Origin of the sequence: Paraburkholderia sp. J7 (genome assembly GCF_905220155.1) — a bacterium.
GTDB lineage: Bacteria > Pseudomonadota > Gammaproteobacteria > Burkholderiales > Burkholderiaceae > Paraburkholderia.
Map to the genome: position 1 here is coordinate 1 of NZ_CAJMYZ010000042.1, position 15,313 is coordinate 15,313.

General features: G+C 61.2%; 11 protein-coding genes. 9 read left to right on the forward strand and 2 right to left on the reverse strand.

Features of this window, described 5'->3' with window-relative positions; all coding sequences use genetic code 11:
* A partial coding sequence (locus U5A58_RS38490) for a 3'-5' exonuclease (RefSeq protein WP_321965206.1) occupies positions 1-522 on the reverse strand: 522 nt, incomplete at its 3' end.
* A gap of 732 nt (positions 523-1,254) precedes the next feature.
* Here U5A58_RS38490 and U5A58_RS38495 point away from each other — a divergent pair.
* A complete protein-coding gene (locus U5A58_RS38495) occupies positions 1,255-5,421 on the forward strand; it encodes a hypothetical protein (protein ID WP_321965207.1) in 4,167 nt (1,388 codons plus the stop codon).
* A gap of 185 nt (positions 5,422-5,606) precedes the next feature.
* On the opposite strand, the gene U5A58_RS38500 is transcribed toward U5A58_RS38495, so the two are convergent.
* Positions 5,607-6,623 (reverse strand): AraC family transcriptional regulator, encoded by a 1,017-nt coding sequence (locus U5A58_RS38500; protein WP_321965208.1) that lies wholly within the window; start codon positions 6,621-6,623, stop codon positions 5,607-5,609.
* Between the two features lie 129 nt (positions 6,624-6,752).
* Here U5A58_RS38500 and U5A58_RS38505 point away from each other — a divergent pair, with 129 nt between their 5' ends.
* From U5A58_RS38505 to U5A58_RS38540, 8 genes are all read left to right on the forward strand, one after another.
* Positions 6,753-7,808, forward strand: a complete 1,056-nt coding sequence (locus U5A58_RS38505; RefSeq protein WP_321965209.1) for a 3-keto-5-aminohexanoate cleavage protein — start codon at positions 6,753-6,755, stop codon at positions 7,806-7,808.
* Between the two features lie 85 nt (positions 7,809-7,893).
* Positions 7,894-8,826, forward strand: a complete 933-nt coding sequence (locus U5A58_RS38510) for a 3-keto-5-aminohexanoate cleavage protein (RefSeq protein ID WP_321965210.1) — start codon at positions 7,894-7,896, stop codon at positions 8,824-8,826.
* Between the two features lie 375 nt (positions 8,827-9,201).
* Positions 9,202-10,548, forward strand: coding sequence for an MFS transporter (locus tag U5A58_RS38515; protein ID WP_321965211.1), 1,347 nt, complete (start codon positions 9,202-9,204; stop codon positions 10,546-10,548).
* A gap of 154 nt (positions 10,549-10,702) precedes the next feature.
* A complete protein-coding gene (locus U5A58_RS38520) occupies positions 10,703-11,683 on the forward strand; it encodes a quinone oxidoreductase (protein WP_321965212.1) in 981 nt (326 codons plus the stop codon).
* A gap of 22 nt (positions 11,684-11,705) precedes the next feature.
* Complete coding sequence (locus tag U5A58_RS38525) at positions 11,706-12,554, forward strand: TauD/TfdA dioxygenase family protein (RefSeq protein ID WP_321965213.1); 849 nt, start codon at positions 11,706-11,708, stop codon at positions 12,552-12,554.
* Between the two features lie 37 nt (positions 12,555-12,591).
* Positions 12,592-13,140 carry an RBBP9/YdeN family alpha/beta hydrolase gene (locus U5A58_RS38530; protein ID WP_321965214.1) on the forward strand — a complete coding sequence of 183 codons (549 nt, stop codon included), beginning with the start codon at positions 12,592-12,594 and terminating at the stop codon, positions 13,138-13,140.
* A gap of 40 nt (positions 13,141-13,180) precedes the next feature.
* A complete protein-coding gene (locus U5A58_RS38535) occupies positions 13,181-13,507 on the forward strand; it encodes a Rieske (2Fe-2S) protein (protein WP_321965215.1) in 327 nt (108 codons plus the stop codon).
* A gap of 112 nt (positions 13,508-13,619) precedes the next feature.
* Positions 13,620-15,272, forward strand: coding sequence for a fatty acid--CoA ligase (locus tag U5A58_RS38540; RefSeq protein ID WP_321965216.1), 1,653 nt, complete (start codon positions 13,620-13,622; stop codon positions 15,270-15,272).
* The last annotated feature ends 41 nt before the right edge of the window (positions 15,273-15,313 follow it).

Here is a 15,313-nt window from a genome sequence, read left to right on the forward strand (position 1 = left end):
GAGCCCGTAAGTTTGAGCGATGTCGTTCTGCAACCGGCACCACAGATGGCTGGCGACCTCAGCGTCAACCATCGCCCGGTGAGCACGACCCGATTTCGGTAACCGAAGCATCTCCGCCAAACTAGCCAGGCGGTGACTCTGGGCACGTGGGTAGATCCGCCTGGCGACGAGCATCGTGCAAGCAAACGAATGCTCCGCTGGCACTCCAAGAAGCCCCAGTTCTGCCTGCCAAAACCGCTTGTCGAAACCGGCGTTGTGGGCAACGACGGGATGGTTTCCAACAAATGCTGCAGATTCCCTCATGACTTTCGATACAGGAGGAGCCGATGCGATCATGTCGTTCGTGATGCCGGTGAGAGCAACGACATCGGACGGGATGCGCCTTCCTGCGTTCATCAAGCTCTGGTAACGATCGACAATCTGACCGTCACGCAGGAGGATGACGGCAATCTCGGTAGCGCGGTCGCCCAGATTCGGCGAAAGCCCGGTTGTTTCGAAGTCGAGTACCGCAACAGTTTGCATGTTTCTTTCGTTCACTAATCAGTTGATGCCGTACTGCGCACGCTTCCCCACACCTGACGAGCGACCCAGGCAAGACGCTCATATCCGGATGCCTGGCTGCATGGAGAACACCCTTGTACAAAGCCAAACGGAGCGCTTCGCTCTTTCTGGCCGTCAGGCGTGATGACGCCTTTGTTTGCTCGCCCGGCTGCCGCTCAGGCCAGTTCGCCAACCAACGACACAGCCGGAGCCTGAAATTTCAGGGTATTCGTGGCGATGCGCCCGGATCCGGATGCGTTGAATGATTGGCGGCGTATTCTACGCCTCGTGAGAGAGGCGTTGGCGTCGTATGCACGTAACCTGCAGGCGCACCGCGTGTGCATCCTTGGTGCATCCGCATAACACACCCTATTGCCATCAACGGACTTGTTCGCGAGGCGTGGTGATAGGCAAGTTTCCAAAGGTGGTCGGCCTCAGGGCTGGCCGAAACGCCGAAGTGGTATATTTCGAGCGTGCCGCTCCGGTGAGTTAGCGGAACGTTCCAGTATCTAGCCTGTGGCGAACAGACGCAGAGACGATTTCCCAAAGACGACGGCGCTGCAGATCGCGAAGCGCGCGGGCTGGCTTTGCTCCTTTCCAACTTGCCGTACGCCGACGGTCGGAGCAACCGCGGATGGGCAAGGCGAGATCAACATTGGTACAGCGGCACACATCTGCGCCGCCTCTCCTGGTGGCCCGCGTTATGACGCTTCGATGTCAGCGGACGAGCGCAGTTCCGCGAAAAATGGCATCTGGTTGTGTCGCGATCACGGCAAGGCCGTTGACTCCGATGTAAGGGAATTCACCACCGAACGTTTGCGCGAATGGAAGAAGCTGGCAGAAGAGGACTCGTGGCGACGCGTGCTGCGGAACGAAGCGCCGCCAGTGCTAGCGTCGCCGCCGCAAGACGACTCGCATACTCGACTCCGCCGTGCCGCCGCGGCTGATCTTGCGACATTTCGGAAGACGGCAAAGTGGCCGCGAACATCCGTTGCGCTGACGGTAAAGGTAGACGGCTACGACACACCTGCGACGACGACCGCACTCGCCAGCGCTGTTAGGACGTTTGACGACCTGATCCTCGTAGCGTCGCCCGGAATGGGCAAAACAACGACTTTGTTTCAGATTGCCGATGGCGTTTTGGCCGGCGACAGCGGCATACCCGTAGTCATTCCTCTAGGCGATTGGGCGACTGAGAACATCGCGATACTGGACTCGATCCTGAAACGCCCTGCGTTTCGCGATATTTCAGAAGTCGATTTCCGTGTCGCTGCGGCTCTGCCCGGCGTCGTGCTGTTGCTCGACGGCTGGAACGAGCTGGACGCAGTCGCGCGCGAGCGTGCGCGCGTTCAGGTGGAAGCACTTAAAGCGGCATTACCCCAACTTGGCCTCGTCGTTTCGACACGCAGGCAAGTCCTCGATGTTCCGTTTCCCGGAAAACTCGTCGAGCTGCTGTCGCTAAACGACGAGCAGCAGATGGAAATCGCCAAGGCGATGCGCGGCGATGCGGGCGCAAAGATTGTCGATCAAGCTTGGCGCACGGCGGGCGTGCGCGAGCTGATCTCAATTCCGCTCTATCTCATCGCCGTGCTCTCTCTACCAGACGGCGCGCCGTTTCCTACAACGAAGGAAGAAGTCTTGCGACGGTTTGTGGCGGCTCACGAGAAAGACGCGCGCCGTGCTGAGGCGTTGCGAGCCGTGGCGAGGGGGTTCCAGCAGGACTTTCTGGACAGTCTGGCCGTCTTCGCCACGCAAACAACGAACACGGCCATCACAGACTACAGCGCGCGGCGCTCGCTTTCCGAAACGGCAACACTGCTCGTCGCGAACGGACAAATCGCGGCCAAGCCCGAACCCGACGCCGTGCTTGAAGTCCTGGTCGACAACCACGTACTCATGCGCGCGGGCGATACGCCCGGTGTGTCGTTCCAGCACCAGCAGTTTCAGGAATGGTACGCCTCTCACTGGGTGGAGCGGCAGATCATGGCGAACGCCTCAGTCACCGCGGGGCTCGAAACTCTGAAAGCGGAAATCTTCAATTTCCCTGTATGGGAAGAAGCGATTCTCTTCGCCGTCGAACGCATGGCGCGCGGCGAAGCGCCCGAAAAGGCTGCTTGCGGCGCGGCCATTCTTGCCGCTTTCGAGGTCGATCCGCTCCTTGCGGCCGAGATGATATATCGAGCGACGGACGACGTTTGGACTTCTATCGCCTCGATGATCCAAGAGCGAGTCGAACACTGGCACGCGCCGGGAAAATGCGACCGCGCATTGCGCTTCATGATGAACTCGGGGCGTCCCGAATTCCTTGATCGCGTCTGGCCGCTCATCACGCACGAGAACGATCAGGTAAGTCTCAAGGCGCTGCGCAATTGCAGGCGCTTCCGTCCTCCCTTGCTTGGGCCGGACGCGGTGAAGCGCATCAAGACTTTGCCGCCACAGCCACGGTTGATCCTCTTGTCGGAAATGGCGTCGCGCAGCGAGATGGATGGCCTCGATCTCGCGACTGCGATCGCGAAGGATGATCCAGACCCTGAAGTGCAGGCGTCAGTGGCCGAAGCACTGGCGTTTCGTCGCGCTGATCACCACCTTGCCGCGCTGCTCAAAGAAGCGAAAGAATCGACCTTTGATTTACTGGTTCGAAAGGACCTCATTGATGACGTAAGCGACGAGCGCGTAAGGCAAGGGATTGCAGCTGCTCGGGAGCGGCAGGCCAAGGAATGCGTGTCGGCATACGATCGGCTGCGCGCGATCGTTTTTGCCAGTGATGGTCAGGACAGGAGCGCAGACCTCGTAGCCATCATCAGCGAGATGGAAGTCGAGAACAGCCAGGATGCGGTAGTGCATCTCGTCTATGAAGCACGCAATCGGTATCCCCGTGCCGTGGCCGAAGGTCTGCTGGCGCGCGTGCGGACAGGCCGCACGTTGTTCTATGGCGCAGACGACATTCTCGCGTCGGCGGGGGGCAGCTTCGAGGACGACACGCTGCTGCAGCTCGCGCTAGCGGAAGGCCCGGTTCGCGACGACCGTGCGGAAGCGGCCGCATCTGTCCTCGGTCCGAAGGCTACAGGCAGCCTGGTTGACGCACTATTGGATGTCGCGACGCGGTTACGTCACGCAGACGGCACGTACGAAAAAAGGGCGGCCGACCGCTATCACCAAATTCAAGCCCGCATTGCCCACGTGCCAGCTGCGAGCCTCGTCGCCGCAGTGCAAGCTCGCTCAGCGCAGGCGAACAGCGAGCAGATGGCGCGGTTGGCCGAGCGGCTGTCACGTCATTCCAATGGCAAAACCGATAGCTCCAGGCCCTTTAATGCGGAAGGCCTCGTAGCGATCCGCGCGCTTATTGCAGACTGGGGCGACCGTATGTTGGCCTCTGGCATCGCAGAACGATGGCAAATGGCGGCGATCGCAACTCTCGCCAGCCACGCTCCGGACGCGAGCCTGCTGCCACTGCTGAAGCGGCTGCTGGATGAAAATCTTCGACGCTACCGCGCTTTCAGAGAAGAGGCCGAAGCCGCAGGCTGGCGACAGGGCGATGCTGTCAATGAGGCACGCCAGCCAATGACGCAGGAGTATCAGCGCGCGTTTCTCGCGATCGACGCGCCGGCGACCGCCGCGCTCATGCGCGAATATCTCGCCGACCCGCACTTCGGAGAACTCGCGGCTAGCGTTCTTGCCTCGCAATGGGAAACCGCAAACGAGCCACCGCGCGACAAGGGATTCTTCGGCGGCATGGATTTCAGCTGTGTGAAGGAAAAGCGCGCGACACGCACCGCTGACCCCACCGCGACGTCGGTGGAATCAGAAGCTATTTTCACTGCGATTGGGCCGCTGATCGCGGACGGCGCAACTGACGAGCAGAAGAAACTTGCGGCTTCACTCGGCATCGTCGCAGCGCGCCTGCCACACGGCCAGCGCAATACAACGATCGAAACGTTTCTCGCCCTGTCTTCCCGGCGCGAACGCTCCAAACTGCTCCTGAACCGTATACTGTCGGGCGAGGAGATCGACAGCAAGCTTGTCGTTGACGGCATCGCAGAAACATTCGAGGCCGCGAAGAAGGAACCGTGGATACTCACGCAAAGTGACGGCTACGAGCTGCGCGAATGGCTGCGGTTATTGCCATTCACGAATCGCCCAGAAGACACGCTTGAGGTCGTACGTGAAATGCCCGCGGCCCTGCGCCATCCCGGATTCTTTGAAGAAATGGTTGGCTGTCTCGCAGAAACCCCATCCAAGGAGGGGGAGGAAATCTTGTTCAAGCTCGCCGAGGACGACCCGCGCTTTTATCAAAATTATCGATGGCGCGAAACTGCCCTGAAGTTCGGCACCACATCTGCTGCACTCCGCCTCATCGACTTGACGGCGAATGGCACTCTACACGGCAAGTCGTTTGACCATTGGCGTCAGGCGAGTGAACTCGCCGCGTTGATTGCCAAGTTTCCAGAAGTCCGCAGGCACGTATACGGACTATTGAAAGACGAGGCAATGTCGCAGCCGCTTGTGCTGCTAGCGCGGGCAGTCGCGGAAAGTCCCGATATTGAGGGGATTCTGCTCCTGACCGACATTGAGAACAAACAGAACCAGTCTTTCTTAGGGTGGCGCTCGATAGAGAACGTCGTCACCGAACACGTTCCCGTTGAAAATTGGGGCGGTGCTTACAACGTCGTCTCTGTTCCAGTCCCCGAACTTAGAAAGAAACTGCTTGCAGAGACGAGGGACGGCGGGCCAACGGATGCTGCCGCGCGCTGCCTGAACACCATCGACACAATAAGGGACGAGCATGGCTTGCCCCTGTCCGAGCCACGCCATCCCGATCTCGCTTCCAGTAAACCTTGGCCTATCATGGCACCGGACCCGAACGCGACCGCTGAAGGCTAGCGCCTCAGATTGCTGATCCCGGAACTTTGAGGCTCGTCGACGATCGCTCTTCGCCGAGCTGGTCCAATTTCCGAAGTCGACCCGTCCCGGTCATTCAACCCCGCGAAGAATGTCCGGCAGCTTCCGAAGGCGTGACGGTCGTCCATTTCGCCACCGCTGAAGCGTTGCGCATGCAAATGTATGTTTCACGACGGCGATTCTTCGCGCGGCTGGGCTCCACGAGCGCGCCACCTTGAAACGCTGCAGCCGAACTGGCGACTAAACCAGTGCGAAAACGTGCTGGTAGCTGAAAAGCCAAGCAGCGTCGCGACTTCGGAGAGCGGACGTTCGCGATTTTCGATATAGCGCGTGACCATGTCGACGCGCGCCGCATTGAGAATCGACGAATAACTCTCGCCGTAGTCGGCCAGCTTGCGGTGAACGGTGCGCCGGTCGACGCCGAGGTGCAACGCAATCCGCTCGAGCGAGCAGACCCCTGCCGGCAACAGCGCAAAGATCAGCTTCCTTACCCGGTCAGGCATGGTCGTGCCCGACTGGACGAGCAACGTATCGAGATATTGCCGGACCTGCTGCGCCATCGCGGGGTCGTACGTCGGCAGCGACTGCTCGAGGTCCGAAGCGCGACACACGATGCCGTCGAAGTCCTGACTGTACTGCGCAGGCATGCCAAAAACCCGTATGCAGATCGCGAGGCTCCGCGGCGCCGCATGCATGAAGCAGATGCTGCGCGGGCGCCACGTTGCGCCCAAAAAGAGAGAGATGGTCCGGTAGAGCACGCCGACTGCCAGTTCGATGGCCTGGCGCCGGGCACCGGCCGCCTGAATCTCCTCGCTGATGATCACGAGGCCCTCGGCTTCCTCGATGCGGATCATGAGCGCCTCGTTCTGCAGGTGCAGATAACGCACCATTGATTCGAGCGCCTTGCGCAAGGTCGGCTCTTCGCGCACCGCGAACGCTAGCGGCCCCAGGTCTGAGAGCTGGCGCGACTCCGCCATGCGTAAGCCCAGATCATCGACGTCGGCCACTTCGGCCGAAGCCTCCAGCAGGCGCACAACGCTATCCACGGGAAGCTTCATGTCCGGGTCCAGCAGGGCATACCGGCTGATTCCGGCCTTCGCCAGTTCCTTATACGGATCTAACCCTAACGAACGCGCAGTCTCGATGTAGTTGGTGAGCGCAGTGCTCCGCAGCATGTACGACATGGTGCTTTCCCGGGGTGTCGCAAAGTCCAAAAGAAATGTCACAAAAAGGCAAACGTAATTTTAGCCAATTTTCGATACTAAGTCCATGCCGCCTACGTGGCCCAACACATGTCTACCCAGGAGACAACCATGAACTTTATCGACGGATCGTTCTATCCCGAAAACCAGGAAAAACTGGTTATCACGGTCGCACCGTATGGCCCTCAGTTTGAGGTCAGCGATTTCCCGGAAGACATTCCGGTCACCATGGAAGAGCAGATCCAGAAGGCAGTCGACTGCTACAACGCCGGTGCCACCGTGTTGCACCTGCACGTGCGCGAACTCGATGGCAAAGGCTCCAAGCGCCTGTCCAAGTTCAATGAGTTGATCGCCGGCGTGCGCGAGGCAGTGCCGGAAATGATCATCCAGGTGGGTGGTTCCATCTCTTTTGCCCCCGAGTCGGATGGCGATATTGCCAAGTGGCTGTCCGACGATACCCGCCACATGCTGGCCGAATTGACGCCCAGGCCGGACCAGGTAACCGTGGCCATCAATTCGAACCAGTTCAACATCATCGAGGCCTTATCTGAAGCGGATGTCGCGGGCACCTCGTTCGCCGACCCGGCAAAGCAGACCGCCTACAGGGAAATGACCATCCCCGCAGGCCCGGCATTTCTCGAAGAGCACATCAAACGCCTCTCGGATAACGGCATTCAGATCCAGTTTCAGTTGGGCAACATCAATTCCCTGGAAACGGTTGAGCGCATGATGCGCCGCGGTGTCTGCAACGTGCCGTTGATCTTGACCTGGATCCCGATTGGTGGCGGCGCTGACTCCATGACGCCGTACAACATGACGAACTTCCTTAACGCCGTGCCTGACGGTGCAGTGGTGACCTTCGAAGCCCAGATGAACAACGTGTTGCCGCTCAACATGATTGCCATCGCGCTTGGCCAGCACGTGCGCTGCGGGATTGAAGACACAATCTGGACGCCAGATCGTTCGCGCAAGATGACCAGCGTTGAGCAGGTCGAACAACTGGTGCGCATTGCCAGGGAATGCGGCCGCCCGGTCGCCAACGCCCGGGAAGCGCGCGAGATCTACAAGATCGGCACTTTCTATAAAAATGCCGATGAAACACTCGCCGCCAACGGTTTTGCGCCGAACCGCAAACCGGGCCAGAAGGGCTGCGCGCGGAACGCTTGATTCTGGAAAGGTGGCCGGTGCGAAGCCGGCCGCCGGATACATCAGCGCTCATTGCGCGCCGTCATTTTCCTTGTGAGTCCGTTTTATGAGTACCCGGAACAAAGTCATCATCACCTGCGCTGTCACAGGCGCGATCCATACCCCGTCGATGTCGCCCTACCTGCCGGTGACGCCTGAGGAAATTGCCGATGCGGCAGTCGGGGCTTGTGAAGCAGGCGCTTCCATCATTCATCTGCACGCTCGGGATCCCCAAACGGGAAAACCGGATCAGCGCCCCGAAGCATTTGAGCCTTTCCTCAAATCGATCCGCCAGCGCAGCCCGGCCATCATCAATCTCACGACGGGTGGCTCGCCCTACATGACGGTTCAGGAGCGCATGCTCCCTGCCAAGGTTTTCAAACCGGAAATCGCGTCCATGAACATGGGAACGATGAACTTCGGCCTGTTCCCGATGTTGAACCGTTTCAAGGAATTCAAGCACGACTGGGAACGGCCGTTCCTCGAAGGCAGCAAGGACCAGGTGTTCCGCAATACATTTGGCGATCTGGAAACCGTGTTCGAGGAGCTTGGGCCCAACAACACCCGCTATGAGTTCGAGTGCTACGACACCGCTCACCTCTACAACCTGGCGCACTTCGCACAGCGAGGTCTGATCAAGCCGCCATTCTTCATCCAGACCGTGTTCGGCATCCTGGGCGGCATCGGTACCCACCCCGACGATGTCATGCACATGAAGCGTACTGCCGACCGCCTGTTTGGCGACGCCTACCGGTGGTCTGTGCTGGGCGCTGGCGTGAACCAGATGAAGATCGCAGCGATGGCGGCTTCCATGGGTGGGCATGTGCGCGTAGGACTGGAAGACAGCTTGTGGCTTGGCAAAGGTCAATTGGCCAGGACCAATGCGGAGCAAGTGACCAAAGTACGCCAGATTCTCGAAGGCCTGGGCCTTGAGGTGGCAACGCCCGACGAAGCGCGCGAAATCTTGCAGCTCAAGGGTGCAGACCAGGTAGCAATCTGATAGCGGTGTGCAGGTGCAGGAAGCGCATCATCGATTCGAGCACCTTGCACATTGTTGGCGCTTCCGGACGCTTGTTTCGATGTAGACGGACACGGGATGCCTCGCAGCATGGACGACTAGTGCTTACCCGGGGTGTCTCAAAAACCAAACTGAATGTCACAACAAAGCAAAACGGACATTCCCTGATCTTCGATACTACGTTCCATGTTGTTCGACACCTTCGACGAGTCCAGCGTCAACACAGTAAGGATCACGCATGAATTTTCTGGGCGATTCGGCGTGACAGATGCGGTAACGGGCCGCCCACTGCGGCGGGCCGGCATACATTGAGCACGGAAGCGCTTTCTACGTAAAGCTTCCTCTCTGGAGACACTCATGAATTTACTCCCCGGCACACCGCCGGACGGTGCTGGCGACGGCTACCTCGTCGGTCGGACACACGCATGGTTCGCATTCGCAATGACGTTTGCCCTGATGCTCTTCGACTACATCGACCGTCAGGTCATCGTGTCGCTGTTTCCGCACCTGAAACTTGCCTGGAACCTGTCGGACAAGCAGCTGGGCGCGCTGGTCTCGGTGATCTCCATCGTCGTCGCGGCAGGTGGCATTCCCGTGGCGTTGTGGGCAGACCGCTTCAGCCGCGTGAAGAGCATCTTCGTGATGGCGGCGCTCTGGAGCGTCGCATCGATCTCGTGCATGTTCGTACGAAACTACGGCCAGATGTTCGCCGCGCGCGCGCTCGTTGGCGTGGGCGAGACCGGCTACGGTTCAGTCGGCGGTGCGTTGATAGTGAGCCTCTTTCCGAAGCGGCTGCGCGCGACGTTGCTGGGCGCTTTCCTCGCAGCCGCCTCGATCGGCTCCGTGCTAGGCGTCATCCTTGGCGGTGTCATCGCGGCACACTGGGGCTGGCGGGCTGCATTTGGCGTCGTTGGCATACCTGGGCTTGTGCTGGCCTTCCTGTACCTGCTCGTGCCGGATTACAAGACTGTCGCACTGGCACCGGGCAAGGGTCATGCTCCGAAGACCGCGTGGACGTTCTCGAAGCAGATCCTGAAACTGCTGGGAAGCTCTCCGGCGATGTGGTGGACGTGCCTCGGCGCCGCCCTCCAGCTGATCGTCGTCTCCACCATCTGGTCCTGGCTGCCGAGCTATTTCGTTCGCTACCACGACGCCCGGCCGGATCAGGCCGCCATTCACGCAGCGGCGATCGTGTTGTGCGGTGCTGCGGGATCGGTGGTGTGGGGCTTCCTGGCTGACCGCCTTGCCGTGCGCCGGCCACGCCGTAGCCTCAATATGATGGCACTCCTTACTGTCTTCACGACGCTGGTTCTGGCCGCCGTTTTCGGCGGCGTGGTTCCGGCTCGCTGGGAAACCGCTGCTATCGCGATCGGCGGGTTCCTGATGACGTGCACGATGGCGCCCGCTGCGAGCGTGGTGTTCAACGTGATCCATCCGGGCGTGCGTTCCACCGGGGCTGCGGTCCTGTCGCTGTTCCAGAACCTCTTTGGTCTCGCCGTGGGGCCGTTCGTGGCCGGTGTGTTCTCCGATGCCTGGGGACTGAAGGGCGCGCTCGCCATCATGCCGGCGTTCGGGTTGCTCGCCACGGTGTGCTTCCTGGTTGCGCGGCGGACCTACGAATCGGAGGTGACGGCAGTGACGCAGGCGGTTCATCTGGAAGCCGCGTCCGCGCCGGCCGGCGCGAATACGGTGTTCTCCGCTTAGGCTCAACTTTGACACCAGAATTGACCGCCGTGTGCCGGGAGTGCATCAAGATCGCGCTCTCGGCGCGCGGCGGGAAGCAGCCGGGGAGGGCGCAGCAAGCGCTGCTCGCCCCCCACGGCCAACTATTTGACATCAGGTAATACAGGAGCAGCACATGGCAAAGGCAATCCGCTTTTATGAAACCGGGAGCCCCGAGGTTTTGCGTTACGAGGACGCCCAGGTGGGCGAGCCTGGACCGGGTCAGGTGCGCCTGCGCCACGAGGCTGTCGGGCTGAATTTCGCCGACATCTACTTTCGCACCGGCCTGTATCCGGCGGCGCTGCCCTCCGGGATCGGCACCGAAGCCGCCGGCGTGGTCGAAGCGGTGGGTCCGCACGTCACCAGCGTCGCCGTTGGCGACCGCGTGACATACACGGGCGCGTACAACACGCTCGGCGCGTACACGACGGAACGGCTCATCGACGCGGCGCCGCTCATCAAGCTGCCCGAGGCGATCAGCTGCGAAACCGCTGCCGGCATGACGATGCGAGGCCTGACGGCCTCCTATCTGATGCGCCGCATCTACGCATTCAAGAAAGGCGACACGGTCCTCATGCATGCGGCAGCAGGCGGCGTGGGCCTGATCGTGTCGCAATGGGCGAAGCTGCTCGGCCTGACCGTGATCGGCACGGTGTCGAGCGAGGCCAAGGCCGAGGTGGCGCGCGCACATGGCTGCGACTACACCATCAATTACAGCGAGGAAGACGTGGCGAAGCGCGTTCGCGAGCTGACAGGTGGAACGGGCGTGAACGTAGTCTTCGACAGCGTGGGCAAGGACACCTTCGAGGCTTCGCTCGACTCGCTCAAGCGCCGTGGCCTCCTGGTCTGCGTGGGGACGGCGTCGGGACCAATTCCGCCGTTCAATCCACACATTCTGGCGCTCAAGGGGTCGCTGTTCGTAACGCGCCCCGCACTGGCCGACTACATCGCCGATCCCGCGGAGCGCGCAGAACTCGCCGGCGAGCTGTTTGGCCATGTTGCGTCGGGCCGTATCAAGATCGGGATCAACCAGCGTTATGCACTCGAAGACGCCTCCCAGGCGCACAGCGATCTCGAATCGCGCAAGACCACTGGTTCGTCGGTCTTCGTGATCTGATGTAATAAGGACGACGAATATCATGCGTATCGAACAACTGACTCACGCTCTCGGCGCGGAGCTCATAGGCGTCAATCTGGCCGACGCCGTCCACGACGACGGATTGTTTGCCGAGATTCGCGCTGCACTGTTGCAGCACCGCGTGCTGTTTCTGCGCGACCAGGAAATCAGCCGGGAAGAGCATGTCGCATTCGCGCGGCGATTCGGTGAACTGGAAGACCATCCCGTTGCCGGGAGCGATCCCGATTACCCCGGCCTCGTGAGAATCTACCGCACGCCGGAGCAGCCGAACGACCGCTACGAGAATGCGTGGCACGCCGACGCCACCTGGCGCGAGGCTCCGCAGTTCGGCGCCGTGCTGCGTTGCGTGGAGTGCCCGCCGGTGGGCGGCGACACCATGTGGGCGAACATGGCGCTCGCGTACGAGAAGTTGCCTGCGCATGTGAAGGCCGAAATCGCTGACTTGCGTGCCCGCCACAGCATCGAAGCCACGTTCGGTGCGATCATGCCGGTCGAGAAGCGGCTCGCGCTCAAGGCCCAGTACCCGGACGCGGAGCATCCGGTGGTGCGCACGCACCCGGAGACCGGCGAAAAGGTCCTCTACGTCAACGTCTTTACCACGCACTTCACCAATTTCCACACGCCAGAGCGGGTGCGCTACGGGCATGACGCCAACCCGGGAGCCGCCGACCTGCTGCGCTATCTGGTCAGCCAGGCCTGTATCCCCGAGTACCAGGTGCGCTGGCGCTGGAAGCCCAAAAGCATGGCGATCTGGGACAACACCGCAACCCAGCACTATGCGGTGATGGACTACCCGCCGAGCCACCGCAAGATGGAGCGAGCCGGGATCATCGGCAGCAAGCCATTTTGATCAGCAGTACGACGTAAAGATTTTTCGGTATTCGAATATGACACCCACCATCCTCATCGTGCCTGGACTGCGTGACCACGTAGCCGGACATTGGCAGACGCTGCTGGAGGCGAGTCTGCCCAACGCAGTCTCCGTGCCGCCACTGGAAGTCGACAAGCTCAGTTGTGCCGCGAGGGTGGCCGCGCTCGACCAGGCGCTGGCCGCGATCGGTGGGCCGGTGATCCTGGTCGCACATAGCGCGGGCGTCATCACCACCGTGCAATGGGCGCGGCAGCATGCGGGGCGCATTCACGGCGCAGTCCTGGCCACGCCCCCCGATCTCGATACGCCCGCGCCCGAGGGCTACCCGACGAAGGACGTACTCGAAATGGACGGATGGTTGCCCGTTCCGCGTGAACGGCTGCCGTTTCCGAGCATCGTCGCGGCGAGCCGGAACGACCCGCTGGGCGCCTTCGATCGCGTCTCGGAGCTTGCCTCGGCGTGGGGTAGCCGTCTGGTCGATCTGGGCGAAGTGGGACATCTGAATCCGGCATCGGGGTTCGGGGAATGGCCGCTCGCGCAATCGTTGATCCGGGAACTCGTTTGAGCGCACCGCCTGCTGAACTTTCCGTTAAAACCTGTCAGTCATGTCACGTCAGATACCGGTCGCATCCGTCGACGAACTCACCCCTGGGCGGCGCAAGCTTGCCTTTGTCGATGGCCGCAGCATTGTCCTCTTCAACATCGAAGGGAACGTCATTGCCATCGAGAACTCGTGCCCGCATAACGGCGCGTCACTCGCCAATGGCCAGCTCGACGGGCACGTTCTGCGTTGTCCGGCGCATGGACTGCGTTTCGATCTGCGCGCCTGCTCCGAACCGGATGCCCCGGGCTTATGTCCCGCGCGTCTACAGGTCATGGAGCGAGAAGGAAACTTCGAACTACTGATCGAAGATCCGGGCGAGCCGGAATAAGGCCAGACGGAGCCCACCCATAGCAGACGCAGGACGAGCGACGTGGACGACAGTCGACGCCGCCGCCACAACTCATCCCGACCCGAACAGAAATAGCTGCCAGGAAACACGTATGCACGCAACCGAAACCCTTATCACGCCGACGCCATCGGCCTATTCATACCCGCTGCTGGTCAAGCAGCTGCTGCTGAACTCCCTGAGCCAGTATGGGGATCAGGAAATCGTCTACCGAGGCGAGCTGCGGTACTCCTTCCGCGAATTCAGCCGGCGGCTCGGCCGGCTCGCCAACGCCCTGAGCGCTCTTGGCGTTCGACACGGTACGACGGTCGCGGTCATGGACTGGGACAGCCATCGCTACCTCGAAAGCTACTTCGGCATTCCGATGATGGGCGCAACGCTGTTCACGGTGAACGTGCGGCTGTCGCAACAGCAGATTCTTTACACGCTGAAGGACTCGCAGGCGGAAGTGCTGCTGGTCCACGCTGATTTCGTCCCGATGCTCGAGCAGATCCGGGCGGAACTGCCGTCGGTTCGTCATGTGGTCGTGCTTGCGGATGGAGAGCCGATGCCGCAAACGGACATGGCGGTGGCTGGGGAGTACGAGGCGCTGCTGGCCGACGCGCCGCCTGAATTCGAGTTTCGTGACTTCGACGAGAACACGCGTGCGGCGATGTTCTATACGACCGGCACGACCGGTGACCCGAAGGGCGTGACGTACAGCCACCGCAACCTCGTCCTGCATGCGATGGCGACGGCCATGAGTCTGTGTGCGCCGCGCGAAGGGCAGCGGCTGCACCGCGAAGACGTCTATATGCCGATCACACCGATGTTCCATGTGATGGCCTGGGGCATGCCCTACATCGCCGTGATGCTCGGTCTCAAGACGGTTCTGCCCGGGCGCTACATCGCCGAGCGGCTGCTGGAGTTGCGCGAAAAGGAGCGGGTCACGTTCTCCCACTGCGTGCCGACGGTGCTGCAAATGCTGTTGCAGGCCGCACGCAGCGCGGGCAAGAGCCTGTCGGGGTGGACGTTCATCATCGGCGGGTCGGCGTTCTCGCCCGCACTTTGCGACGCGGCCCTGGAGTTGGGGGCCGATGTGTTCTCCGGATACGGGATGTCGGAGACCGGCCCGATCGTGGCGCTGGCGCAGTTGCCGCCCGGCTATAAGGCCGCGAGCCATGAGGAGGAGGTGCGCCTGCGCTGCTCCACCGGGCGCCCGGTGGCGATGGTCGATTTCCGCGTGGTCGACGAATGCATGAAAGACGTGCCGCGCGACGCAAAGTCCCACGGTGAAATCGTGCTGCGCGCACCTTTTCTGACGATGAGCTACGCCAACAAGCCGGAGGCGTCGGAGGAGCTTTGGGCGGGGGGCTACCTCCATACGCAGGATATCGCCGTGACGGGGCAGCACGGTTTCGTGCAGATCGTGGATCGCATGAAGGACGTCATCAAGACCGGCGGCGAATGGGTCTCGTCGATCGAGGTGGAGCGGCTGATTGCCGAGGTGGCGGGCGTGCAGGAGTGCGCGGTGGTGGGCGTGCCGGACGCGAAGTGGGGCGAACGACCGGTCGCGCTCATCGTGCGCAGACCTGACGGCGACGTCACTTCCCAGCGCGTTCGCGACCATTTGATGACCCACGCACAGGCGAACCGCATCAGCCGCTATGCGGTGCCTGAAGCGGAGCGCATTGCCTTCGTCGAGGAAATTCCGAAAACGAGTGTCGGCAAGATCGACAAGAAGCGCATCCGCGCATGGATTGACTGAGCAACGGATTTCAGAAAACGCCGGGCGACATCGAATCGCCA

Coding starts and splice junctions, on each gene's coding strand:
- U5A58_RS38495 (WP_321965207.1), top strand. CDS start 1,255: ATGTCAGCGGACGAGCGCAGTTCCGCGAAAAATGGCATCTGGTTGTGT.
- U5A58_RS38500 (WP_321965208.1), bottom strand. CDS start 6,623: ATGTCGTACATGCTGCGGAGCACTGCGCTCACCAACTACATCGAGACT.
- U5A58_RS38505 (WP_321965209.1), top strand. CDS start 6,753: ATGAACTTTATCGACGGATCGTTCTATCCCGAAAACCAGGAAAAACTG.
- U5A58_RS38510 (WP_321965210.1), top strand. CDS start 7,894: ATGAGTACCCGGAACAAAGTCATCATCACCTGCGCTGTCACAGGCGCG.
- U5A58_RS38515 (WP_321965211.1), top strand. CDS start 9,202: ATGAATTTACTCCCCGGCACACCGCCGGACGGTGCTGGCGACGGCTAC.
- U5A58_RS38520 (WP_321965212.1), top strand. CDS start 10,703: ATGGCAAAGGCAATCCGCTTTTATGAAACCGGGAGCCCCGAGGTTTTG.
- U5A58_RS38525 (WP_321965213.1), top strand. CDS start 11,706: ATGCGTATCGAACAACTGACTCACGCTCTCGGCGCGGAGCTCATAGGC.
- U5A58_RS38530 (WP_321965214.1), top strand. CDS start 12,592: ATGACACCCACCATCCTCATCGTGCCTGGACTGCGTGACCACGTAGCC.
- U5A58_RS38535 (WP_321965215.1), top strand. CDS start 13,181: ATGTCACGTCAGATACCGGTCGCATCCGTCGACGAACTCACCCCTGGG.
- U5A58_RS38540 (WP_321965216.1), top strand. CDS start 13,620: ATGCACGCAACCGAAACCCTTATCACGCCGACGCCATCGGCCTATTCA.